The 21672-nt window shown below is 69.4% G+C and carries 23 protein-coding genes; 9 read left to right on the top strand and 14 right to left on the bottom strand.

What is annotated here, in order from left to right; all coding sequences use genetic code 11:
* Positions 1–10 precede the first annotated feature (10 nt).
* From CRP45_RS27410 to CRP45_RS27400, 3 genes are read right to left on the bottom strand one after another with little or no spacing between them, the layout of a single operon-like run.
* Positions 11–847, bottom strand: a complete 837-nt coding sequence (locus CRP45_RS27410; protein ID WP_097247579.1) for a TrmH family RNA methyltransferase — start codon at positions 845–847, stop codon at positions 11–13.
* Positions 844–1764: a tRNA (adenosine(37)-N6)-dimethylallyltransferase MiaA gene (miaA, locus tag CRP45_RS27405; RefSeq protein ID WP_097247578.1), complete on the bottom strand. Its 921-nt coding sequence runs from the start codon at positions 1762–1764 to the stop codon at positions 844–846. The genes CRP45_RS27410 and miaA overlap by 4 nt, the downstream gene beginning before the upstream one ends.
* A complete protein-coding gene (locus CRP45_RS27400) occupies positions 1761–2531 on the bottom strand; it encodes a class III extradiol ring-cleavage dioxygenase family protein (RefSeq protein WP_097247577.1) in 771 nt (256 codons plus the stop codon). The genes miaA and CRP45_RS27400 overlap by 4 nt, the downstream gene beginning before the upstream one ends.
* 266 nt (positions 2532–2797) lie before the next feature.
* Between CRP45_RS27400 and CRP45_RS27395 the strand changes: the two genes are divergently transcribed.
* Complete coding sequence (locus CRP45_RS27395) at positions 2798–4177, top strand: DUF349 domain-containing protein (RefSeq protein ID WP_067782606.1); 1380 nt, start codon at positions 2798–2800, stop codon at positions 4175–4177.
* 48 nt (positions 4178–4225) lie between these two features.
* Positions 4226–4804, top strand: coding sequence for a VanZ family protein (locus CRP45_RS27390; protein ID WP_097247576.1), 579 nt, complete (start codon positions 4226–4228; stop codon positions 4802–4804).
* 255 nt (positions 4805–5059) lie between these two features.
* Here CRP45_RS27390 and CRP45_RS27385 read toward each other — a convergent pair whose 3' ends face one another.
* Together CRP45_RS27385 and miaB are read right to left on the bottom strand one after the other, a co-directional pair.
* Positions 5060–5638 carry an Rv2732c family membrane protein gene (locus CRP45_RS27385; protein WP_097247575.1) on the bottom strand — a complete coding sequence of 193 codons (579 nt, stop codon included), beginning with the start codon at positions 5636–5638 and terminating at the stop codon, positions 5060–5062.
* Between the two features lie 224 nt (positions 5639–5862).
* Positions 5863–7395 carry a tRNA (N6-isopentenyl adenosine(37)-C2)-methylthiotransferase MiaB gene (gene miaB, locus CRP45_RS27380; protein ID WP_097247574.1) on the bottom strand — a complete coding sequence of 511 codons (1533 nt, stop codon included), beginning with the start codon at positions 7393–7395 and terminating at the stop codon, positions 5863–5865.
* A 263-nt stretch (positions 7396–7658) separates the two neighbouring features.
* Here miaB and CRP45_RS27375 point away from each other — a divergent pair, with 263 nt between their 5' ends.
* From CRP45_RS27375 to CRP45_RS27360, 4 genes are all read left to right on the top strand, one after another.
* Positions 7659–8387, top strand: a complete 729-nt coding sequence (locus tag CRP45_RS27375; RefSeq protein WP_097247659.1) for an amino acid ABC transporter ATP-binding protein — start codon at positions 7659–7661, stop codon at positions 8385–8387.
* 53 nt (positions 8388–8440) lie between these two features.
* Entirely contained in the window at positions 8441–9274 is an 834-nt protein-coding gene (locus tag CRP45_RS27370) for a glutamate ABC transporter substrate-binding protein (RefSeq protein WP_097247573.1), read from the top strand.
* A 97-nt stretch (positions 9275–9371) separates the two neighbouring features.
* Complete coding sequence (locus tag CRP45_RS27365; protein WP_097247572.1) at positions 9372–10043, top strand: amino acid ABC transporter permease; 672 nt, start codon at positions 9372–9374, stop codon at positions 10041–10043.
* Positions 10040–10936, top strand: coding sequence for an amino acid ABC transporter permease (locus tag CRP45_RS27360; protein ID WP_097247571.1), 897 nt, complete (start codon positions 10040–10042; stop codon positions 10934–10936). The genes CRP45_RS27365 and CRP45_RS27360 overlap by 4 nt, the downstream gene beginning before the upstream one ends.
* 85 nt (positions 10937–11021) lie before the next feature.
* On the opposite strand, the gene CRP45_RS27355 is transcribed toward CRP45_RS27360, so the two are convergent.
* The 6 genes from CRP45_RS27355 to CRP45_RS27330 all read right to left on the bottom strand — a co-directional run bounded on the left by CRP45_RS27355 (position 11022) and on the right by CRP45_RS27330 (position 16419).
* Positions 11022–11876 (bottom strand): 3-hydroxyacyl-CoA dehydrogenase, encoded by an 855-nt coding sequence (locus tag CRP45_RS27355; RefSeq protein ID WP_097247570.1) that lies wholly within the window; start codon positions 11874–11876, stop codon positions 11022–11024.
* 507 nt (positions 11877–12383) lie between these two features.
* Positions 12384–12974 carry a recombination regulator RecX gene (recX, locus tag CRP45_RS27350; RefSeq protein ID WP_084482755.1) on the bottom strand — a complete coding sequence of 197 codons (591 nt, stop codon included), beginning with the start codon at positions 12972–12974 and terminating at the stop codon, positions 12384–12386.
* 349 nt (positions 12975–13323) lie between these two features.
* A complete protein-coding gene (recA, locus tag CRP45_RS27345) occupies positions 13324–14367 on the bottom strand; it encodes a recombinase RecA (protein ID WP_067782568.1) in 1044 nt (347 codons plus the stop codon).
* Between the two features lie 218 nt (positions 14368–14585).
* Positions 14586–15038 carry a nuclear transport factor 2 family protein gene (locus CRP45_RS27340; RefSeq protein ID WP_097247569.1) on the bottom strand — a complete coding sequence of 151 codons (453 nt, stop codon included), beginning with the start codon at positions 15036–15038 and terminating at the stop codon, positions 14586–14588.
* Between the two features lie 19 nt (positions 15039–15057).
* The gene (locus CRP45_RS27335) at positions 15058–15942 is read right to left on the bottom strand and encodes a pyridoxamine 5'-phosphate oxidase family protein (protein ID WP_097247568.1); all 885 of its coding nucleotides are present in this window, start codon (positions 15940–15942) and stop codon (positions 15058–15060) included.
* 15 nt (positions 15943–15957) lie between these two features.
* The gene (locus CRP45_RS27330; RefSeq protein ID WP_067782559.1) at positions 15958–16419 is read right to left on the bottom strand and encodes a VOC family protein; all 462 of its coding nucleotides are present in this window, start codon (positions 16417–16419) and stop codon (positions 15958–15960) included.
* 157 nt (positions 16420–16576) lie between these two features.
* On the opposite strand from CRP45_RS27330, the gene CRP45_RS27325 reads away from it, so the two are divergent.
* Positions 16577–17092: a CGNR zinc finger domain-containing protein gene (locus CRP45_RS27325; protein WP_097247567.1), complete on the top strand. Its 516-nt coding sequence runs from the start codon at positions 16577–16579 to the stop codon at positions 17090–17092.
* A gap of 3 nt (positions 17093–17095) precedes the next feature.
* Here CRP45_RS27325 and CRP45_RS27320 read toward each other — a convergent pair whose 3' ends face one another.
* Positions 17096–18334, bottom strand: coding sequence for a phosphotransferase (locus tag CRP45_RS27320; RefSeq protein ID WP_245910477.1), 1239 nt, complete (start codon positions 18332–18334; stop codon positions 17096–17098).
* Entirely contained in the window at positions 18331–18525 is a 195-nt protein-coding gene (locus tag CRP45_RS27315) for a DUF3046 domain-containing protein (protein WP_067782853.1), read from the bottom strand. Before CRP45_RS27315 ends, CRP45_RS27320 begins: the two co-directional genes overlap by 4 nt.
* A gap of 250 nt (positions 18526–18775) precedes the next feature.
* Between CRP45_RS27315 and CRP45_RS27310 the strand changes: the two genes are divergently transcribed.
* Positions 18776–19378 carry a TetR/AcrR family transcriptional regulator gene (locus tag CRP45_RS27310; protein WP_245910475.1) on the top strand — a complete coding sequence of 201 codons (603 nt, stop codon included), beginning with the start codon at positions 18776–18778 and terminating at the stop codon, positions 19376–19378.
* Complete coding sequence (locus tag CRP45_RS27305; protein WP_425436977.1) at positions 19378–20265, top strand: alpha/beta fold hydrolase; 888 nt, start codon at positions 19378–19380, stop codon at positions 20263–20265. The genes CRP45_RS27310 and CRP45_RS27305 overlap by 1 nt, the downstream gene beginning before the upstream one ends.
* 34 nt (positions 20266–20299) lie before the next feature.
* Here the strand turns inward: CRP45_RS27305 and CRP45_RS27300 are convergent, their stop codons facing one another.
* Positions 20300–21463 carry a glycosyltransferase gene (locus CRP45_RS27300; protein ID WP_097247564.1) on the bottom strand — a complete coding sequence of 388 codons (1164 nt, stop codon included), beginning with the start codon at positions 21461–21463 and terminating at the stop codon, positions 20300–20302.
* Positions 21464–21672: the final 209 nt, after the last annotated feature.

Genomic DNA, 21672 nt, shown 5'->3' with positions numbered 1-21672 from the left:
CTCGTCGTCGTCATCTGGCAAACGTCCGGCGCTGCCGGGAAATTTCGTACAGCGCGACCGCGGCCGCCGAGGGCGCACCGAGCGAGCTGGCGGTGCCGCCCATGGGAATAGAGACCAGGTCGTCGCACGCATCCTGCCAGGCCGCGCTCATCCCGCTCGTCTCGTTGCCGATGACCAGAATGGTCGACTCGGTGAAGTCCTGGTCGAAAACCGCGTGCGAACCGTGTTCGTCGGTGCCGACGATCCTGGTCGGGATCCCGCGGGCGCTCTGGCGGTCGCGCAGCTCGAGCACCTGCGCCGGTCCGGCGGCGCGATAGACCGGGACCGCGAACAGCGAGCCGGTGGACGCGCGCACGGATTGCGGGTCGTACTGGTCGGCGCCGTGGCCGGTGACGATCACCGCGCAGGCGCCGAAGGCGTCCGCGGACCGGATCAGGGTGCCGAGGTTGCCCGGCGAGTTCGGGCGGTCGAACACCACGATCACTGGCGCGTCCTCGCCGGGTTCGCCGGGCTCGAAGGTGTCCAGCTCGGGCTGGCGCGAGATCGCGACGGCGACCAATTCCGGTATGCCGCCTGCCTTCTCGCCCAGCTCGGCCATCAGTTCCGGCACCAGCCCGACCTGCGGGACGTCGGTGGTGTCGAGCACCTCCCTTGCCCAGCCGGACAGGTCGGGCGCGCCGAGCCGGTAGAGCAGGGTCTCCAGCGGCCACCCGTTGGCGATCGCCTGGGTGATCGGGCGCACGCCCTGCACAAGGAACCGGCTGTCGCGGTGGCGCTTGGTGCGATTGTTCAAGTAGGCCTGCCACACCTGCACCGAGGCGTTGCGGGTGCTGACACGTCGGGTCAAAGGGAGTTCCGTTCTGTGTTGTCGATCTGACGCATCGCCGCGCCGAGCAGGTCGGGATCGGCGCCGTCCACCCAACGCACCCGGGGATCGCGGCGGAACCAGGAGCGCTGTCTGCGCACATAACGGCGGGTGCCGATCAGGGTGCGTTCCCTGGCGTGGTTCAGGTCGTATTCGTCGTCGAGGTAGGCGAGGACTTGCGCGTAGCCGATGGCCCGGCGCGCGGTGACGCCCTCGCGCAGGCCGTGCTCGATGAGTCCGCGCACCTCGTCGACCAGTCCGGTGTCGAACATGAGCGCGGTGCGTCGCTCGATGCGCTCGTCCAGTTCGGCGGTGTCGCGGTCGACACCGAGAATGACAGTGTCCCAGCGCGGCGCGCCGATGGTGGGCGCCGAGGCCGCGAACGGCTGGCCCGTGAGCTCCACAACCTCCAGTGCCCGCACCATGCGGCGACCGTCGGTGGGCAGGATGGTGGAGGCCGCGACCGGATCCGCCGCCCGCAGCGCCGCGTGCACGGCGGCGACACCTTGCTCCGCGAGCACCTGCTCCCAGCGGGCGCGCACCACCGGATCGGTGGCCGGGAACTCCCATTCGTCCAGCAGCGCCTGCACGTACATCATCGAGCCGCCGACGATGATCGGCGTGCGGCCGCGAGCCAGGATGTCCTCGACGTCGGCGGCGGCCGCGCGCTGGTAGGTGGCCACGCTCGCGGTCTCGGTCACCTCGAGCACGTCGAGCTGGTGGTGCGGGATGCCGCGCCGCTCGGCGACGGGCAGTTTGGCGGTGCCGATGTCCATGCCGCGATAGAGCTGCATGGCGTCGATGTTCACGATCTCACCGTCGAGGCGGGCCGCGAGATCCAATCCCAGATCGGACTTGCCGGTGGCGGTGGGGCCGACCACCGCGATCGGCACTCTCATCGCACCTCCCGTTCCGGTCGCCAGACGCTCACGTGATAGCCAACTCCGAAAGGCGCGTCCCGGTAATGGGTTTCGACGGACGGATCGGACGGATCCGCGGCGAACAGACCGCCGAGCACCTGATAGGCGGCGCGCCCGGACACGGCCAGCTCCGCGCACAGCGCCGGATCGAGCGCGCGCAGCGCAGCGCGGTCCCCCGCGCTCAACGCCCGGTCGAGCTCGGCTTGCAGCGGGACGGCGCGCTCGTCGAGGTAGCCGGGCGACTTGACGGTCAAGGTGGCGGCGCCGTCGGCGACGACGAGGACGCCGCGCGGCTCGTCGTCCGCGTCGAGCTCGGCGCGCAGCGCCGCACCCAATTCCAGGCAACGCGCAGCCGACGTGTCGGCCGCGATCAGGCGCGCGGTGGCGCGGGCGGCCGGCGCGACGCGTCCCCGCAACCATCCGGCGATCAAAGCGGGCAGCGGCAGCCGCGGATCGGCGGCAAACCCCGGCGCGGTGGCCGAATCGGCCAGCGCGACACGAAGATCCACGCCGAAACCACGGAAGGTCCCGGCGGTTTCGGGCCCGAGCACATCGTCGGCGGACCCGACGCCGAGCACCGTCCAGCGCTTCGTCACCGCCGCGAGCGCCCCGGCCGCATCGAGCGCGGCGGTACGCAGCACCGCGGGTGGGTCGTCCGGATCCGCCCCGCTTCCCATCGCCGCGGCGCCGCCCAGTTCGGGCACCAGGATCGGCGGCGACGGGACCAGGGCCGCAATACTGAACACGCGGTAAACCGTATCTGTTCGGCCCGCGGGGCCGGTGCACGGCGGTACCGAGACGCCCGCCGGTCGGCTTCGAGTGTCTGTAGCGTCAATTCGCCACGAGATTGATAGTGTCGACATGCGACAACCCAGGTCACCACGGGTTGCCGGTCCCGGGTCCCAGCCCGGGAAGAGCGTAGATCAGATGGTCTCGAGGGCTCGGACCGGGTTCAATGGGATGAGCTAGGGCGTAACCAGGCAGCCGTGACGCGCGGCAGGGACGGAGAACAATGACCGACAGCAACGGAACCGCGAAGGCCAATCCCGGCACGACACCGCGCCCCTCCGGTGCCCCGAAGCCCGGTGGCCCGTCAGCCCATCCCAAGCCGCACGCGGTCAAGCCCGCCCCGGGCCCGGCCGCCCAGCAGCACCCGCATCCGGTGGTCGTACCGACCGTCACCGACCCCAGCCGCTGGGGCCGGGTCGACGAGGACGGCACCGCCTGGGTGAAGACGGCCGAGGGCGAGCGGATCGTCGGCTCCTGGCAGGCGGGCGACGCCGCCGAAGGCCTCGCGCACTTCGGCCGCCGCTTCGACGATCTCGCTACCGAGGTCGCGCTGCTGGAGGCGCGGCTCGCCGCGGGCGCCGACGCCCGCAAGACCAAGGCCGCCGCGCTCGCGCTGGCCGAATCGCTGCCCACCGCCGCCGTCATCGGCGACATCGACGGGCTGGCCAAGCGGCTGCAAGCCATCACCGAGCACTCCGAGGAAGCGGCGGCGCACGCCAAAGAGGAGAAGGAGCGCGCCCGCCACGAGCACACCGAGCGCAAGGAAGCGCTGTGCGCCGAGGCCGAGCAGATCGCCGCCGAATCCACCCAGTGGAAGGCCGCGGGCGACCGGCTACGCGAGATCCTCGACGAGTGGAAGTCGATCCGCGGCGTGGACCGCAAGGTCGACGACGCGCTGTGGAAGCGCTACTCCAAGGCCCGCGAGTCCTTCAACCGCCGCCGCGGCGCGCACTTCGCCGAACTCGACCGCGAGCGGGCCGCCGCCAAGGCGCGTAAGGAAGAACTCTGCGTGCGCGCCGAGGAGCTGTCCGGCTCCACCGACTGGGTCGGCACCGCGGCCGTCTTCCGCGACCTGCTGACCGAGTGGAAGGCCGCCGGCCGGGCGCCACGCGAAGCCGACGAGTCGCTGTGGCGGCGCTTCAAGAGCGCGCAGGACGTGTTCTTCGCGGCGCGCAACGCCGCGGTCTCCGAGCGCGACGCCGAGTTCGAGTCGAACGCCTCCGCCAAGGAAGAGCTGCTGCACGCCTACGAGCACATCGATCCGGCGGCCGGTCTGGACACCGCGCGGGCGCAGCTGCGCGAGTTGCAGGACAAGTGGGACGCCATCGGCAAGGTCCCGCGCGAACGCATCCAGGAACTCGAGGGCAAACTGCGCTCCATCGAGAAGCGGGTCCGCGACGCGGTGGACGCCCAGTGGCGGCGCACCGACCCCGAGGCCGTGGCGCGCGCCGCCCAGTTCCGCGAGAAGGTCGCCCAGTTCGAAGAGCAGGCGGCCAAGGCGCAGGCGGCGGGCAAGCAGCGCGACGCCGAGAAGGCGCTCGAGCAGGCCAAGCAGTGGCGCGAGTGGGCCGAGGCCGCCGAGGGCGCCGTCAGCAACCGCTGATCGTGTTGGCGGCCAAGGTTTTTCGGCCGCTCCGGTAGCGTCGTCCCGGTGCGACAGGTGTGGGAGGCGTGGGGCCACGTACTGACCGTGTGGGCCTGCGCGGTGCCCGCCGTTCTCGCGGCGATCTGGTGGACGACTCGGTGGCGGGTGCGCCGCGGCCAGGATCGGAATATCGCGCTGCGGTACACGGTGGCCGAGGTCGGTCTGATCGCGGGCACGCTACCGTGGATCTGGATGATCTTGACTCCGGTCGACGGCGTGGGCGCGATCAGCGCGGTGCCGCTGCGGGATCTCGTCGCGACGCTGACCGACTCGCCGTCGAGCGCGTTCGTTCAGATCGGGGCGAACACCCTACTTTTCGTACCGCTCGGTTTCTTCCTCCCCCTGCGCCTGCCCCGGTTCGCGGGCGTGCCGCGGATGACGCTGGTGGGCGCGACGATATCCGTGGCCCTCGAAATTTCCCAGTACATCTTCGACCTCGGCCGCGTCTCCTCGGTGGACGACGTGCTGATGAACGCCGCGGGTGCGGGTTTGGGCGCACTGCTCGCACGGACGCACGTCACGCGCCGGGAGACCGGCCGATCACACAGCGAGCGGATGCTACTTCGCCTCGGCTGGAGCACCTGACAGCGCCCACGTCCCATCGGCGATCCGTGGTCGGCCGAGATGGTCGTGAAAGTGGCCCTGCCGAGTGACGCCGAGGTGGCCACGCTGTCCGGCGGGCAGCGCTGATCGGATTCCTGACCTTGCGGACGTCACGCGTCGTGAGACCGGCCGACCACAGAGCGAGCGGATGCTGCTTCGCCTCAGGTGGAGCACTGACCACCACCGAACCGACGCACACCGCGCTACCGCGAGCGATCGACCGGTCGCGAGCGGAATTCAGTCGCCGAGCAGGCGGCGGCGGTCGCGTTCCTCGGCGGCGGCCGCGGCGTTGCGGCGCTGTTCCTCGGCGGCCAGCTGCATGGCTGTGCGGCTCCAGACCACGCGGATCCAGTGGAAGGTCAGCACCATGACGGCGAGCGTGCCGACGACCAGGCCGATGCCGGGGCCCGCGCCGACATAGTTGCCGAGGCCCGGGGTCTGGCGGTGCCAGATGGAGAAGACACCGAACACGCTGGCGATGGCCGATCCCGCGACCGCGATCCAGGCCAGCGCCCAGCGCCGGGTCATCAGCGCCAGCAGCGAGAAGCCGATGCCGAACACCACGACGAACCAGACGAAGATGCGCGACGGCAGCCCGATGTGCTCGATGCGGGTGGCCTCGGTGCCGAGCAACACGTCGAAACCGCGCGCGCTGCCCGCGTGCGAGAGCACCAGCGAGAACAGCAGCAGGAACACCGCGCCCGCCACCACCATCGCGCGCACGCCGGGATCGATCTCCCCCGCGATGCGGCGCTCGACGGCGTCGAGTTCGTCGCGGAACTGCTCGAAATCCTTGCTGCTCTCGACCGAGCTCACAGCGCTCTCGTCTCCTTCGACTGGATGATCGTGCTTGTCCGCGTCCACTGTGCCAGCATCGTCGGCCGCCGCGTCAGCCGACCCACTACGCGCGGTAGTACCGGACTCCGAGTCGGGCTGCCTGCCCCGCTCAGGGTCCCCGCCCGGCTCGGAATCCGCGCCCCGCGCGGAATCGCCGGAGCCCTTGCGAGGGGTCTCGTCGTCTCCCGCGCCGGGGCGCGTGCTCATGCGTCGCAGCCTGTCGCGCAGCCGGAGGCGACCGGCTCGAGCACCGGCGCGCCGATCCTCGGCAGCCCGAGTCCGACGCCGATCGGTTCGGTCTTCGGCGTGACGCCGCGCTCGTGCGCGTCGCCCGCGCGGGTGCGGCGGTGGGTCTTGATCGGCGCGTCCGCGATCAGGTGGTGCGGCGCCGCCTCGGTGATGTCGACGGTGATCACGTCGCCGGGGCGGACCGTCTCGGCGGTGCCGCCGGGCCGGAAGTGCACCAGCCTGCCGTCGCGGGCCCGCCCGCTCATCCGCGCGGTCGCGGCGTTCTTCTTGCCCGCGCCCTCCGCGACGAGCAGCTCCACCTCGGTGCCGATCAGCGCGCGGTTGGCCTCGAGCGAGACCTCCTCCTGCAACGCGATGAGCCGGTCGTAGCGCTCCTGGACCACCTGCTTGGGCAGCTGGTCGGGCATGTCGGCGGCGGGAGTGCCGGGCCGCTTCGAGTACTGGAAGGTGAACGCGCTGGTGAACCGGGCCTGGCGCACCACGTCCAGTGTCTCCTGGAAGTCCTCCTCGGTCTCGCCGGGGAAGCCGACGATGATGTCGGTGGTGATGGCGGCGTGCGGCATGGCCGCGCGGACCTTCTCGATGATGCCCAGGTAGCGGGCCTTGCGGTAGGAGCGCCGCATGGCCTTGAGCACCCGGTCCGAGCCGGATTGCAGCGGCATGTGCAGCTGCGGGCAAATGTTTGGCGTCTCGGCCATCGCCTCGATCACGTCGTCGGTGAACTCGGCCGGATGCGGCGAGGTGAACCGGACTCGCTCGAGTCCGTCGATGTCGCCGCAGGCGCGCAGCAGTTTCGCGAACGCGCTGCGGTCGCGCGGCTCGGTCGGGTCGACGAAGTTGACGCCGTAGGAGTTGACGTTCTGCCCGAGCAGAGTCACCTCGAGCACGCCCTGGTCGACCAGCGCCTGCACCTCGGCGAGCACGTCGCCGGGACGGCGGTCGACCTCCTTGCCGCGCAGCGACGGAACGATGCAGAAGGTGCAGGTGTTGTTGCAGCCCACCGAGATCGACACCCAGCCCGCGTAGGCGGATTCGCGCTTGGCGGGCAGGGTGGACGGAAACGCCTCCAGCGATTCCAGGATCTCGACCTGGGCCTCTTCGTTGTGCCGCGCGCGCTCGAGCAGCACGGGCAACGAGCCGATGTTGTGCGTGCCGAACACCACGTCCACCCACGGCGCCTTGCGCACGACGGTGTCGCGGTCCTTCTGCGCCAGGCAGCCGCCGACCGCGATCTGCATGCCCGGCCTGCCCGCCTTGATCGGGGCGAGGTGGCCGAGGGTGCCGTAGAGCTTGTTGTCGGCGTTCTCGCGCACCGCGCAGGTGTTGAAGACCACAAGGTCCGCCGTCGCCCCCGGCGCGGCCTTCACGTAGCCCGCGTCCTCCAGCAGGCCGGACAAGCGTTCGGAATCGTGCACGTTCATCTGGCAACCGAAGGTGCGGACCTCGTAACTGCGTACGCCCGCCACAACCTGATCGATCGAATCCACCCATTAAGGGTACGGGGGCCCGTCGAGCGGGTTTCCAGCGCATCGCCGCAGGCTCCGGGCCTCGCCGCGGTCGAAGGCCGGAACCGGCCACCAGGTTACAGAGCTGTGACGATGCGGCGTGGCGTCACGGTGTGTCGCGGAAACCGGGGCAAATTCGGTTTTTCCCCTTAAGGTCAAGGACCATGACCGACGCCGCCGCCGCGCCCGACACGACCGGGGACGCCACGAGCTTGGACAAGGGCCCCGCCACCAGCGCGCCGCCGATGATCTCGATGCGCAATGTGGACAAGCATTTCGGTGATCTGCACGTGTTGCGCGATATCAACCTCGAGGTCCCCAAGGGACAGGTCGTCATCGTCCTCGGACCCTCCGGTTCCGGGAAATCGACCCTGTGCCGCACCATCAACCGGCTCGAGCCGATCGACTCCGGCGACATCGCCATCGACGGCGTGCCGCTGCCCGCGGAGGGCAAGGCGCTGGCCGCGCTGCGCGCCGATGTCGGCATGGTGTTCCAATCGTTCAACCTCTTCGCGCACAAGACCATCGTCGAGAACGTGATGCTCGCGCCGACCAAGGTGCGCAAGATCAAGAAGGACGCGGCGCGAACCCGCGCCATGGAACTGCTCGAGCGGGTGGGCATCGCCAACCAGGCCGAGAAATACCCGGCCCAGCTGTCCGGTGGGCAGCAGCAGCGCGTGGCCATCGCCCGCGCGCTGGCGATGAACCCGAAGGTGATGCTGTTCGACGAGCCGACCTCGGCGCTGGACCCGGAGATGGTCAACGAGGTGCTCGAGGTGATGGTCTCGCTGGCCAAGGACGGCATGACCATGCTGGTGGTCACCCACGAGATGGGCTTCGCGCGCCGCGCGGGCAACCGGGTGCTGTTCATGGCCGACGGTCAGGTGGTCGAGGACACCGAGCCCGAAACCTTCTTCACCGCACCCAAATCCGAGCGCGCCAAGGACTTCCTGGGCAAGATTCTCAGTCACTGACCGGCCCGGCACAGACGACGGCATCGAAATTGATACAAGGAGTTAGGAACTCGATGAGGATCAACCGTGCACTTCGACTCGGTGTCGGGGCTATCGCCCTGGCTTTGGCCGCCACCGCCTGCGGCGGCGGTGACGAGGGCAGCGCCCTCGACCACGCCAAGGAAGGCAAACTGACCATCGGCATCAAGTTCGACCAGCCGGGTCTCGGTCTGCGCAACAAGGACGGCTCCTACAGCGGCTTCGACGTCGAGGTCGCCAAATACGTCGCAGGAAAGCTCGGCGTGCAGCCGGAATCCATCACCTTCAAGGAAGCGCCGACGCCGCAGCGCGAGACGCTGATCGAGAACGGCCAGGTCGATTTCATCGTCGCCACCTACTCGATCAACGACAAGCGCAAGGAGAAGGTCGATTTCGCGGGCCCGTACTACGTGGCGGGCCAGTCGCTGCTGGTGAAGGCCGACAACACCGACATCACCGGCGTCGAATCCCTCACCGGCAACAAGAAACTGTGCTCGGTGAAGGGCTCCACACCCGCGCAGAACGTCAAGGAGAAGTACGCCAAGGACGTTCAGCTGCAGGAGTTCGACACCTACTCGCTGTGCGTGGAGGCGCTGCGCAACGGCTCGGTCGACGCGGTGACGACCGACGACATCATCCTGGCCGGCTTCGCCGCGCAGTCGCCGGGCCAGCTGAAGGTGGTCGGTAAGCCGTTCACCACCGAGAACTACGGCATCGGCCTGAAGAAGGGCGACCAGGAGACCCGCGACAAGATCAACGACGCGATCGAGGCGATGATCGCCGACGGCTCGTGGGCCAAGGCGATCCAGCAGACGGTCGGCGGCGCGAGCTTCACGCCCTCGCCCGCTCCGCAGGTCAACCGCTACTGAGATTCCGCACACGGGTGGTCCGGGGCGATCCTCCGGACCACCCGCTCGGCTCACCACCGATGAACCACACCGCACCGATGGGAGGGACGCGCCCGCCGTGTTCGATCTGATCTCGGAATACGACACCAAGATCCTGGAAGCCTTCTGGGTCACGATCAAATTGACCGCGTTCTCCGCGGTCGGGGCGCTGATACTCGGCACGATCGTCGCCGCCATGCGCGTGTCCCCCGTACCGGTCGCCCGCTGGGTGGGCACCGCCTACGTCACGATCTTCCGCAACACCCCGCTGACGTTGATCATCGTCTTCTGCTCGCTCGGCCTGTATTCGGCGCTGGGCTGGAAGCTGGCGGGAGATTCCATCGAGGACAACAACTATCGCTGGGCGATCGTCGGCCTCAGCGTCTACACCGCCGCGTTCGTCTGCGAGTCGCTGCGCTCGGGCATCAACACGGTGCCGCTCGGCCAGTCCGAGGCGGGCCGGTCGCTTGGCTTCAGCTTCAGCCAGAACCTGCGACTTGTGGTGCTCCCCCAGGCTTTCCGTTCCGTGATCGCGCCGCTGGGCAGTGTGCTGATCGCGTTGACCAAGAACTCCACCATCGCCGCCGCGATCGGTGTCGCCGAGGCCGCCAAGCTCATGGCGGAGATGATCGAGGTGGAGGCCGCGCTGCTGGCCATCGGCGCGATCTTCGCTCTCGGCTTCGTCATCATCACCCTGCCGACGGGTCTGCTGTTCGGCTGGCTCGCCAAGCGATACGAGGTCGCCCGATGACCAGCGCTTCCGTCCTCTTCGACGCACCGGGCCCGAAGGCACGGCTGCGCAACAACATCTACACGGCGGTGGTTGTCGTCACCGTGCTGGGGGCCGGGTATTTCCTGTTCCGCGCCTTCGACGAGAAGGGCCAGTTCGAGGCCGAGAAGTGGAAGCCGTTCCTGGAGGGCGACGTCTGGTCGACCTACCTGTGGCCGGGTCTGAAGGGCACCGTCGTCGCGGCGTTGATCTCGATCGTCTTCGCGCTGGTGATCGGCATGGTCTTCGGCATACTTCGCCTCTCGGAGCACCGCTCGGTGCGGCTGATCGCGGGCGCGATCGTCGAGTTCGCCAGGGCCATCCCCGTGCTGATCCTGATGATCTTCCTGTTCGCTCTCTACAGCGAATACGACCTGTTCAAGTCCGACGACCTCGCGCTCGCCGCGGTGGTGACGGCGCTGACGATCTACAACGGCTCGGTCATCGCGGAAATCGTGCGCGCGGGCATCCGTTCGCTGCCCAAGGGCCAGACCGAGGCCGCGGTCGCGCTCGGCATGCGCAAGAACCAGCTGATGCGGTTGATCCTGCTGCCGCAGGCCATCACCGCGATGCTGCCCGCGCTGATCTCGCAAATGGTTGTCGCGCTGAAGGATACGGCGCTGGGCTACCAGATCACCTACATCGAGATCGTCCGCTCGGGCCAGCAGCTCGGCGCGGCGGAGCAGAACACGATTCCGGCGCTGATCGTCGTCGCGATCATCATGATCGCGCTGAACAGCACGCTGACGCTGGTGGCGACCAGGCTGGAGCGGCGGCTGCGGGCCCGTAAGCGCGCCAAGGGCGGGGCGGTCCTGGCGGCCGATTCGATCATCACCGACGCCGCACCGGGTGTCGATGTGGTGAAGAAGCCTTAAGACTTCAGCGGCAAGGAAGTTCGGGCGAGAATGGTGGCTCGCCGTGGTGGGCCGCCATTCTCGCCCGTCGTTTCCGGGACGGTCGCTAGTACCGGTAGAACCCTTCGCCGGTCGCGATGCCGAGCTTGCCCTTGTCGATGTAGTTGTCCTTGAGCCAGGTCGCCAGGCGCTGCGCATCCTCGTCGCCGTGGACGAGGATGTTGTAGGGCGTGGTGAGGCCGATGACGTCGAGGATCTGGAACGGGCCCATCGGCGCGCCCGTGGCGATCCGCCAGGTCTTGTCGACGGCCTCCGGGTCGGCGTAGCCGCCCGCGCCGAGCGCCATGGCCGAGTTCAGGAACGGCACGAGCAGCGAGTTGAGCACGTAACCCGCCTTCTCCTTGTGCACTTCGATCGGGACCATGCCGATCGCCTCGGCGAAGTCGACCAGGGCGCGAAAGACCGCGGGATCGGTCTCGGGCGTGCCCATGATCTCGGCGGTGTTGAACTTCCACACCTGGTTCGCGAAGTGCAGCGCGAGGAACTTGTCGGGGCGGCCCGTGGAGTCCTTGATATCGCTGGGCAGCAGGGTCGAGGAGTTCGTCGCGAAGATGGTCCGTGCGGGGGCGACCTCGCCTAGGTGGCGGTAGAGCTCCTGCTTGATGGTCAGCACCTCAGGCACCGCCTCGATCACCAGGTCGGCGTCCTTCACCGCGTCCGCGAGATCGGTGGTGAGCGCGATGCCCGACGCCGTCTGCTCGGCCTTGCCGCCCTCGGCGCCGGGCACCTCGGCCGCGTAGATCGCCGCGAGTTTGGCGAAACGCTCCCGCGCGGCCTCCAGCGCGGGTTCGTTGATGTCGTAGGCCGAGACGGCGAAGCCGCGGAACGCGGTCTGAAACGCGATCTGCGAACCGAGCACCCCGGTCCCCAGGACCGTCACCTTACGAATAGCGATGGTCATACTCCTTCTCCTCCTCTGTCGCGTGGCACCAACCACCCCGGAATACGCACGGCAGCGAGACAGACCCCACGAGCACCGGAGCCACGGCGCACACTTCGCGCGACACGACCCCACGCTCCGTGGACTCCATACCCCCATCATGGTCCCGCGCACCCCACCGCGCCGCCGAACCACCGTCCGGTATCGGACATACCAGACAAGCGCGAGTAACAATGCGGCAAACCGCTGCGGCCCTCCTACCCTCCGCGATCGGCGACAGACGAACTCGCGATCCTCCGTCCGGCTGGGTGGTGACACGTCGTTGCGAGCCACGGGCGCGATTGGGTCGACATGTTCGGTGCATGCCGCTTCACCGAACGCTGGAACGTTCCCGGTGTCGGCGAGATCGCGGCGTCGGCCGCTGTGCTCGTCCGGGCCGACGGCTACCTGGTTTCAGGTGACCGACAGATCTCGCGACGACGGCTTCCGGGAAACGCTCCCGAGGTGGGTAAGGACGGGCGGGTGAGGTCAGTCCGGTGGGTTGTCCGGCTCGTCGAGCGGTTCGGAGGCCCAGTCGGCTTGGGCGAGTTCGGCTTTCACCACCGTGAAGGCGGTGGATTGGCTGTAGCCGCGGCGGGCGAGCATGCCGACGAGGCGGCGAATGGCCTTGTCGCGGTCGAGGTCTCGGGGCAGGGTGCGGAGTTTGCGGCGGACCAGTTCGATGGCGCGGGCTTGTTCGTCGTCGGAGCTGATCGCTTCCAGCGCGGGCGCGGCGTCGGCCGGGGCGACGCCTTTGCGGCGCAACTCCTGGGCCAGGGCCTGTTTGCCCTTGCCGGAGAAGGTGTGCCGGGAGTGCACCCACTGTTCGGCGAAAGCGGCGTCATCGATGAGGCCGACCTCGGCGAGGCGGTCGAGCGCACGCTCGGCGACCTCGGCGGTGTATCCCTTGGCGGCCAAGCGCTGCGCCAGTTCGGCACGGCTGCGGGCGCGGACGGCGAGCAGACGAAGACACGCCTCCTTCGCCTGCTCGACCGTCCCGCCGTCGGGGGTGCGTTCCGACGTCGACCGGCTCGCGCCCGCCTCCGTCTCCCGCGCATCCCCTTCGGATCCGGCCGCCACCGGATCCACCCGTCGGCCGGTGTTTCGACCAGTATCGACCGATCGGGAGTCGTTGCGGCGGTGTGTGTTCCGCCGTTCGCGCCGGGACGGGTGCGGGGCCCCGGTCGAGCCCGCCCGCTGCGGATCGGGCGTGCTCGACCGGGCTCCCAGGATGTCCGAATCGGCCGAACCACCATCGGCCGACCGGACAGGTCCCGGCTCCCGTCCGCCGGGGCGGGATCCGCGGCCTTCCGCGGATCGCCCGTCGGCGGACAGGAGTTCGTGCAGTCGGCGCCGCATGTCGTGCACCGGATCCGGCCGCTCGGCGGCGGCTCGATCGGTACGGCGCGGCTGCCGACCCGAGGTGAACTCAGAAATCGGCGGGCACCTCGCCCGCGGCGTCCGCGGTCACGTCGGCGCCGATCCCGAGCTTCTCCTTGATCTTCTTCTCGATCTCGTCGCGCACGTCGGTGTTCTCCAGCAGGAATTTGCGGGCGTTCTCCTTGCCCTGGCCCAGCTGGTCGCCCTCGTAGGTGTACCAGGAGCCCGACTTACGGATGAAGCCCTGCTCGACGCCCATGTCGATGAGCGAGCCCTCCTTGGAGATGCCGTGCCCGTACAGGATGTCGAACTCGGCCTGCTTGAACGGCGGCGAGACCTTGTTCTTGACGACCTTGACGCGGGTGCGGTTGCCGACCGCGTCGCTGCCGTCCTTGAGGGTCTCGATGCGGCGCACGTCCAGGCGCACCGAGGCGTAGAACTTCAGCGCCTTACCACCGGTGGTGGTCTCGGGCGAGCCGAACATGACGCCGATCTTCTCGCGCAGCTGGTTGATGAAGATGGCGGTGGTGCCGGAGTTGTTCAGCGCGCTGGTCATCTTGCGCAGCGCCTGGCTCATCAGGCGGGCCTGCAGACCGACGTGGCTGTCACCCATCTCGCCCTCGATCTCGGCGCGCGGCACAAGAGCGGCGACCGAGTCGATGACGATGATGTCGATGGCGCCGGAACGCACCAGCATGTCGGCGATCTCCAGCGCCTGCTCACCGGTGTCGGGCTGGGAGACGAGCAGCGCGTCGGTGTCGACGCCGAGCTTGCGCGCGTAGTCCGGGTCGAGGGCGTGCTCGGCGTCGATGAACGCCGCGACACCGCCCGCCGCCTGCGCGTTGGCTACCGCGTGCAGCGCGACGGTGGTCTTACCCGAGGACTCCGGACCGTAGATCTCGACGACGCGGCCGCGCGGCAGACCGCCGATGCCGAGGGCGACGTCCAGCGCGATGGATCCGGTCGGAATCACCGAGATGGGCTGGCGAGCCTCCTCGCCGAGCCGCATCACCGCGCCCTTGCCGAAGCTCTTCTCCACCTGGGCGAGCGCGAGCTCGAGCGCCTTGTCGCGGTCGTACGCCTGTGGTGCCATGTCCTTGGTCCCCTTTTCGACGGGTAAGTCTCTCGATCTGTGGTTGGCGCCCACATTAGAGGGCGGCACCGACAAGTTCTGACGACAAGACTAGACGAACAGGTGTTCGAGTCAAGCGACGCGCCCGGCGACACGCGCCGAGCGTTCCGCGACCAGCAATTTTCGCGCAATCGGGCGGGGAACGCCCCGCGAATCCGCCCGCCGCCCAGCCCTTCCGCCTACCGCTGCGGCAGCGCGGCGTCGGCCTCCTCCGGCCCGCGCGGACCGAGGATGCGGCGCTCCGACTCCTCGATGCGCACATCGTTGATGCTGGCCTCGCGCCGCGCCATTCGTCCGTCCGGCGCGAACTCCCACTGCTCGTTGCCGTAGCTGCGCCACCACCGGCCTGCTTCGTCGTGCCATTCGTACTGGAAGCGCACGGCGATGCGATTACCGTCGAACGCCCACAGGTCCTTGCGCAGGGCGTACCCGTTCTCCTTCGCCCACTTACGGGTGAGGAATTCGACGATGGCGGCCCGCCCGGTGAAGAACTCGTCGCGATTGCGCCACACGGAATCCTCGGTGTAGGCGGCGGCGACGCGTTCGGGATCGCGGGTGTTCCACGCGTCCTCGGCGGCGCGCACCTTGGCTTCGGCGGCGGCACGGTCGAACGGCGGCAATGGGGGTCTCATGAGTAGGCCTTTCGAGGGATCAGGGGTTGAGGGGGGACAATTCCGGCGGGCTCCAGCGCAGCGGGCCCTCGGCCCGCCACACCACTTCGGTGACGGTGAAGTCGATCGAGCACTGCGCGCCCGCGGCGAAGGTGCTCGAGTCCCAGTTCAGTTCGGCCGTGCCGGTGAGCTGGAGCGCGCCGCCGGTCGGCCAGTGCGGGATCAGCAGTCCGCAGCGCGGGCGCACCGCGAGATTGCCGAGCGTCATGAACATCGAGTTGCCGCGGTAGTCGGGCCAGCGCAGCCGCGTCGGCGAGAGGACGCGCAGCACGCCGGGATTCCCGCCGCGATGCGAGGCGTCGGCGTGTCCTTCGGCGTCGGCGCTGGCGACGAAGAAGGTGTCGGCGGCCGCGACGATGCGCTGCTGCCCAGCGTCGAGCGCGGTCCCACACTGGGCATCGATGCGCACGGTGCCGGGGTCGTAGGCCGTCACCCACCGGCGTGAGATGTATTTGGGGCAGTTCGAATACACCTGGTCGGTGGCTATCCACAGCCCGTCGTCCTGCGGGCGCGCGACCCCGTTGACCCGCATGCGCCTGCGCCGTCCCGGCTCCAGCGCGATCATGCCGACCCGCGCCGGACGGGTCAGCGCCTCGGCCAGCGGGTCGTCCGCGTCGGGCCGCGCGTCGACGGCGATCGCCTCGGCGTCTACCGCGTGCACGAACCCGGGCCTGCCGACCAGCGGGCTCGCCCACAGCCGTCCCGCGGCGTCGGCGGCGGCGAGCACCACCATCGGCTGTGCGGCGAGGAAATCCGCGGCCACCGAGGGGATGTCACGCCGGATCATGCGACCGACCTTCGCCGCGATCTCCGCCTGCCCCATGCGCCGCTGCACGGCCAATTCGCCCGAGTGGTAGAGCGCCATCTCGACACGCTCGTCTCAGAAGAATCCGCACGTGGGTGCGGCGCCGCTCGGCGCGGGCGCGGATTCCGCACCGGAGGGCGCGTACACCTCGAGCCGGATGCCGTCGGGATCGGTGAAGAAGATGCCGCCGGAGGCCACCCCTTCGCCGTGCGCGACCACACCGTCGTGCACGAAGTTCACGGACAACTCGCGCAGCACGGATTCCACCGCGCGCACCCGCTCGATGTCGTCGACCTGGAACGAAAGGTGATGCAGCCCGGGTGTTTCCGTGGAGAAGACGCCGTCGGACTGCTCCCACAGGGTGATCACCAGCTTCCCGTCCGCGCCGAGAAACGCCCACCTGCGCCCGTCCGCGTCGCCCTCGGCGAGTCGCTCGAAACCGAGCGCGCGCCGATAGAAGTCCACCGAGCGGTCCAGCTCCGAGACGTTCAGTCCGATGTGCCCGGTCGCGAGGCGAGGTGTGGTCACTGCGGTCATGGTGTTTGCCCTCCTGGAATTCCCAACCACTGTTGATCGTTTCAACGGTTAGAACATAATCCCGCATGACCGGGTCCGTCAACCATTGATATTTGTTTGATCGGTTAGAACGGTGGTGGTTGTCCTGACTCCACGAGACGGCTCGTTACCCTCAGTCATGCTCGATCCACGCCCCCACCTCGGTGAACCGCCGGCGCTCGATCTGCTGAACACGCGGTGGATCGAGGGCGGCCCGCGGGATCTGCTCACCGATATCGATGGTCTGCGCGTCTGGCTGAACTCGGCGGGCCTGGCGGACAAGGCGCCCGCCGACGAACGGACCCTCGCCGCGGTGCTCGCCGCGCGCAGCGCGATCTACGACGTCGTCCAGCACGGTGCGCACGCGGCGCTCAACGACGTGCTCGAACACGGCAGGATCAAGCGTCGCCTCACCGACGACGGACCCGAGAACCTCCCCGAAGTGACCGATCCGGCCTGGCTACCCGGCTGGCTCGCGGCCGAGAACCTGCTGCACCTGATCGCCAAGGCCCCGGACCGGATCCGCCAGTGCGCGCACCCGGAGTGCGTGTTGTTCTTCTACGACACGTCCAAGAACGGCACCCGCCGCTGGCACTCGATGGCGACCTGCGGCAACCGCACCAAGGCCGCCAGGCACTACGCCAAGAAGCCCTGAGGCTCAGAAGAGCTCGTCGAGCAGACGGTAGTAGTCCAACCGCGTCCGATCCGGCGCGTCGAGGCCGTAGGCGGCGAAGAAGGCGCGGACCTCGTGGTCGCCGAAATCCTCGCGCAGGTCGCGTTCGGCCAGGGCCAGATCGCGGTAGCGGTCGGCGACGCCGAGCCCGCCGACGTCGAGCAGGATGCCGTTCTCGAGCACGTTGGGCGGGGTGAAATCGCCGTGCGCCACCACGAGGTCCTCGGTCTGCGGACGCTCGGCGAGCAACCGTTCGAGGACCTGTTCCGGGTTCAGGTCGCTGTTGTCGTCGTCGAAATCGTCGGGATCGACCAGGCCCTCGAGCACGTGCCTGCGGGCCTGCGCCAGCACGGTGTCCAGTCGGCCGTCGAACGGGCATTCCGCGACGGGCAACGCGTGCAACCGCCGCAGCAGCTCGCCCATGACCGTGCCGATCGAGGGCGAGGTCCCGCCGTCGCCTTCGCGCGCGGCCAGGCTCGGCGCGCCCGCGTCGGCGAGCACGAGCACGTCCTCGGCGAACGCGGCCACCTCCGGCACCCGGATTCCCCTGGCGCGCAACCAGTCCAGCCGATCGCGCTCGGCGGTCGCCCGCGGTCCGCGCTTCACCCAGTAGGCGCCGTTCACCAGGGCGACGCCGCCGCTGAGACCCTCGTGCTCGCCCGAGAACTCCGGGTCCTCGCCGAGCACGGCCCGCACGGCGGGCGGCAGCGGAATCCGCAGCTCCTCGAGTCCTTCCAGCGCGGTGCGGCTGGATTCGATCAACTCGGCGTCGCCCTCCGCGACCCGCAGTTTCAGCGCCTCGGTCAGCAGTTCGCGGGCCTCGGCGACGCAGCCCTGCTCGGCCAGCGCCTTGCCGAGGTGCTGGGCGGCGAAGGACAGCGCCTCGGCGTCGGTGCCGCGGGCGGCGTCGACGGCCCGCCGGTAGAGGATCTCGGCGGTCGGCGCGTCGCCGCGATACCGGTACACGTCGGCCAGGTTGATCCAGACCGAGATGCGCTGGCGCGGCGTGCGCGCCAGTTCGAGTGCCCGGTCCAGGTGATCGAGCGCCTCGTCGTGGCGGCCGAGCAGCATCAATTCGAGGCCGGTCTGCCGGAAACTCGGGAAATCGTCCGGGCGCGCCTGCGCCACGCGGGCGGCCAAGCCCTCCGGGTCGACGGGGACCATCCGCAGTCGCTCGTCGAATCGGTACGGCCCGCGCTCGGCCACCGGGTCGGGGGCGGTCACCACCGCACCTTCGGCACGTCGAAGTCGGCGCACAGCGCGCGCCACACATCACGCGGATCCACCCCGGCCTCGATGGCGGCGGCGCCGGTCCGGCCGCCGAGGGAGGGGATCACGTGGTCGGTCAGCAGCGCGTCACCGCGCGCCACCCCGAACTCGGTATGCAACAGTTCCTGGAACTCAGTCAACCGCACCGTGTTCAAGATACTCCGGTCCCCCGCCACCGCCATTCAACGGCTCTTCGACGGCACCCGCACGCCGGTCGACCGCCGCTGCCGCGACGGGGCGTAGACGCCGCCCGAATGGACGGAAATCCATTCACGCGTTACGATACGACACGTGTCGTATCCATACCTTTCCGGCGCTCCCGCGAGAGAACCGCGGCAGAGTCGGCGCGGAGGACGTCCACGAAACGACGAACGCGAGAGCGAGATCCTCGGCGTAGTGACCTCGTTGCTGACCGAACGCGGCTATGACGGTGTCACCTTCGAGGAGGTCGCGCGCCGCGCCGGTGCGTCGAAACCCACCCTCTACCGACGATGGAAGTCCAAGAGGGACATGGTCATCGCCGCGTTGAAGGCGGGGCCTGCCGGTCGAGACGGACCGGACGACATCGACACGGGCAGCCTGCGCGGCGACCTGATCGCCTTGTGCCGACGACTCGTCACGACGATGCGGTCGACAGGCGGACAGACCGCGCTGCTGCTTCTTCAGGCAGGACTGGAAGACCCGGAGCTGTGCGAGGAGATCGAACGCGCGGTCGGCCCGACCGGGGCCCGACTCCCCGCATCGGTTGTGGACGCCGCCATCCGTCGTGGAGAGCTGCCCGAGGCCGTGGATCCGTTCGCCTTCGAAGAGGTGGCCGGAGCCGTGCTGCTGCTGCGGGGACTCAACGGTCTCGATACCGGCGACGACTATCTCGAAGCACTCGTCGATTCGATCCTCCTCCCCGCGTTGCGGGCCGAATCGTCCAGGCCGACACCACTACCGGGCGGAATCTTCTCCGGACGCCCGACCGCGCAATCGACCAGTGAAGGACACCTGTGATCACACCGACCATCGACGGATTCCACTACCAGACCCTGCGCGGCGCGGGAGGCGTCGAACTCAACGTCGCGGTCGCCGGAGCGGGACCGGCCGTCGTTCTGCTCCACGGCTTCCCGCAAACCCACTACATGTGGCGCGACGTCGCAGCAGACCTCGCCGAGGACCACACGGTCGTCGTCCCGGACCTCCGGGGCTACGGCGCGAGCGGCAAACCGCCGGAGAACGGTCCCCACACCTACTCCAAGCGCACCATGGCCGAAGACATCGTTCGGGTAGCCGAACAGCTCGGGCACGAACGCTTCGGACTGATCGGCCACGACCGCGGCGCCCTGGTCGGCGTGCGGGCCGGCCTCGACCACCCCGACAAGATCCGGTACCTCGGGGTGCTCGACGTCCTGCCCACTCTCGACACCTGGGAAGTCCTGCACGGGGTCGACGCGAAAGTCGCCTGGCACCTGTATCTCATGGCGCAACCAGCCGGGCTGCCGGAAAAGATGATCGCGGCCGTGGCATCGGAGTTCTTCGCTTCCTTCCTCGACGCCTGGGACACCGAAGGCACCACCTTCGCGCCAGAAGTACGGCAGCACTACATCGACAGCTCTGTCGGAGCCGTCGACTCCATCGTCGCCGATTACCGCGCCAGCGCGAGCATCGACCTGACCATGGACCGGGAGGACCGCCGGGCCGGCGCGACGCTCGCCATGCCTGTCGGTGTGATCTCCCAGGATTGGGGCACGCGGCTGGGCTTCGACGCGGCGGCGCTGTGGCGGGCATGGGCACTGGACCTGACCTACGAACCGATCGACGCAGGCCACTTCATGGCCGAGGAGCAACCTCACGAGATCGCACGCTTCATTCGCGAACTCGCCACCCGGTGCGCGAACTGATCCTTGCCGACAACACACCGGGTCGGCGGCGGGGCTACGACGTGTGCACGCCCTCGCGGACCCGGTGGCAGAGCTCGATCGGGTCGGCGACGTCCGCGATGCTCATGGCCGCTTCCTCGGCCGCGGCGGTGTAGCGCGGGTGGTCGAGTACCGCGAGGACGGCGGCACGTACGGACTCGACGGTGAGCGGTCGCACGACGATCGAACTGCCTTGGCGGGCCGCGCGGTTGGCCAGTTCCCACTGGTCGCCGCCGCCAGGAACGGTGACGATCGGCACGCCGGCGAGCAGCGATTTGGCGAGCAGTCCGTGCCCGCCGCCGCCGACGACGACGGCCGCGTGCCTGAGCAGTTCGTCCTGGCGGCCCAAGCCCGCGGTGGCCCAGGACGGGAGCCCGGTCGGCGGGGTGTCGATCATGGAGACGGCGACGCGGACGCCCGCGCCGTCGAGCGCCTCGAGCACCGTTTCGACCATGCCCGTGACGCCGGTGTGCGCGGTGGACGGCGCGACGACGACGAGCGGATCGTCGCCGGGCGGCGGGGTGAGGATGTCGTCAGTGGGCTCCCACAGCAGCGGGCCGACGACGTGGGCGTTGTCGGGCCAGTCGGGGCGCGGCACTTCCAGGGCGGGCAGCGTGGCCAGCAGGCGGGCGGCCGGGCCCGGGTCGGCGGCGGGCAGCCCGACGCTCTCGCGTGCCCTCGCGCGTTGCTTCAGGCCGTTGTGGATCGCGCGTGCGGACATGGCGCGCAACAGGCTGTCGCGCAGTCTGCCGCGCAGGTCCGCCCCGGGCGCGAGCCCGCTGCCGATCGGCGGCAAACCCTTGGACGGCAGGTAGAGCGGGTGCGGCGAGAGCTCCACCCACGGCACGCCCAGCCGCTCGGCGGCCATCCCGCCGCCCGCGGTGAGCACGTCGGAGACCACGAGTTCCGGCAGCATCGCGCTCAGGTCGGGCAGGATCTCGGTGGAGATGTGCGCGGCGCGCTGGTGGATGCGCTGACCCGCGTCACCGTCGTCATCGACGGCGCGCGGCGCGAGACCCTTGAGCCTGCGCACCGCGATGCCCGCGTCCTTGGCGGCGTCGAACCAGCGGGGTCCGGTGAACAGCACCGGCTCGTCGCCCGCGGCGAGGAAGCGCTCGCACAGCGCCAACGCCGGAAAGGCATGCCCCGGATCGGGACCGGCTACGACGGCAACACGCATCCGCCCAGCCTGCCACACCGCCGCACCGAACCGACGGCACCCGCCCCGAGATGCCGCGTTCACCGTGCCGCCATCCGAGCGCCACGCCACGGACCGACGCCGAAGGCATTCTCGCCCAGACCATTCCGGCCACGCCCGCATCCCCGGTGACGAGGCGGGCCACGGCAGGCACGGTGTGGCCGCGGTGCGCGCCTGCTCGGCGATCGGTC

Source organism: Nocardia amikacinitolerans, from assembly GCF_900215415.1.
Taxonomy (GTDB): Bacteria; Actinomycetota; Actinomycetes; order Mycobacteriales; family Mycobacteriaceae; genus Nocardia; species Nocardia amikacinitolerans.
The sequence above is the reverse complement of the archived record's forward strand: the minus strand, read 5'-3'. Positions and strand labels throughout refer to the sequence as shown.

Coding starts and splice junctions, on each gene's coding strand:
- CRP45_RS27335 (WP_097247568.1), bottom strand. CDS start 15,942: ATGGCGCTCTACCACTCGGGCGAATTGGCCGTGCAGCGGCGCATGGGG.
- CRP45_RS27355 (WP_097247570.1), bottom strand. CDS start 11,876: ATGACCATCGCTATTCGTAAGGTGACGGTCCTGGGGACCGGGGTGCTC.
- CRP45_RS27340 (WP_097247569.1), bottom strand. CDS start 15,038: ATGAGACCCCCATTGCCGCCGTTCGACCGTGCCGCCGCCGAAGCCAAG.
- CRP45_RS27375 (WP_097247659.1), top strand. CDS start 7,659: ATGATCTCGATGCGCAATGTGGACAAGCATTTCGGTGATCTGCACGTG.
- miaA (WP_097247578.1), bottom strand. CDS start 1,764: ATGAGAGTGCCGATCGCGGTGGTCGGCCCCACCGCCACCGGCAAGTCC.
- CRP45_RS27395 (WP_067782606.1), top strand. CDS start 2,798: ATGACCGACAGCAACGGAACCGCGAAGGCCAATCCCGGCACGACACCG.
- recA (WP_067782568.1), bottom strand. CDS start 14,367: ATGGCACCACAGGCGTACGACCGCGACAAGGCGCTCGAGCTCGCGCTC.
- CRP45_RS27325 (WP_097247567.1), top strand. CDS start 16,577: ATGCTCGATCCACGCCCCCACCTCGGTGAACCGCCGGCGCTCGATCTG.
- CRP45_RS27370 (WP_097247573.1), top strand. CDS start 8,441: ATGAGGATCAACCGTGCACTTCGACTCGGTGTCGGGGCTATCGCCCTG.
- CRP45_RS27300 (WP_097247564.1), bottom strand. CDS start 21,463: ATGCGTGTTGCCGTCGTAGCCGGTCCCGATCCGGGGCATGCCTTTCCG.
- CRP45_RS27360 (WP_097247571.1), top strand. CDS start 10,040: ATGACCAGCGCTTCCGTCCTCTTCGACGCACCGGGCCCGAAGGCACGG.
- CRP45_RS27330 (WP_067782559.1), bottom strand. CDS start 16,419: ATGACCGCAGTGACCACACCTCGCCTCGCGACCGGGCACATCGGACTG.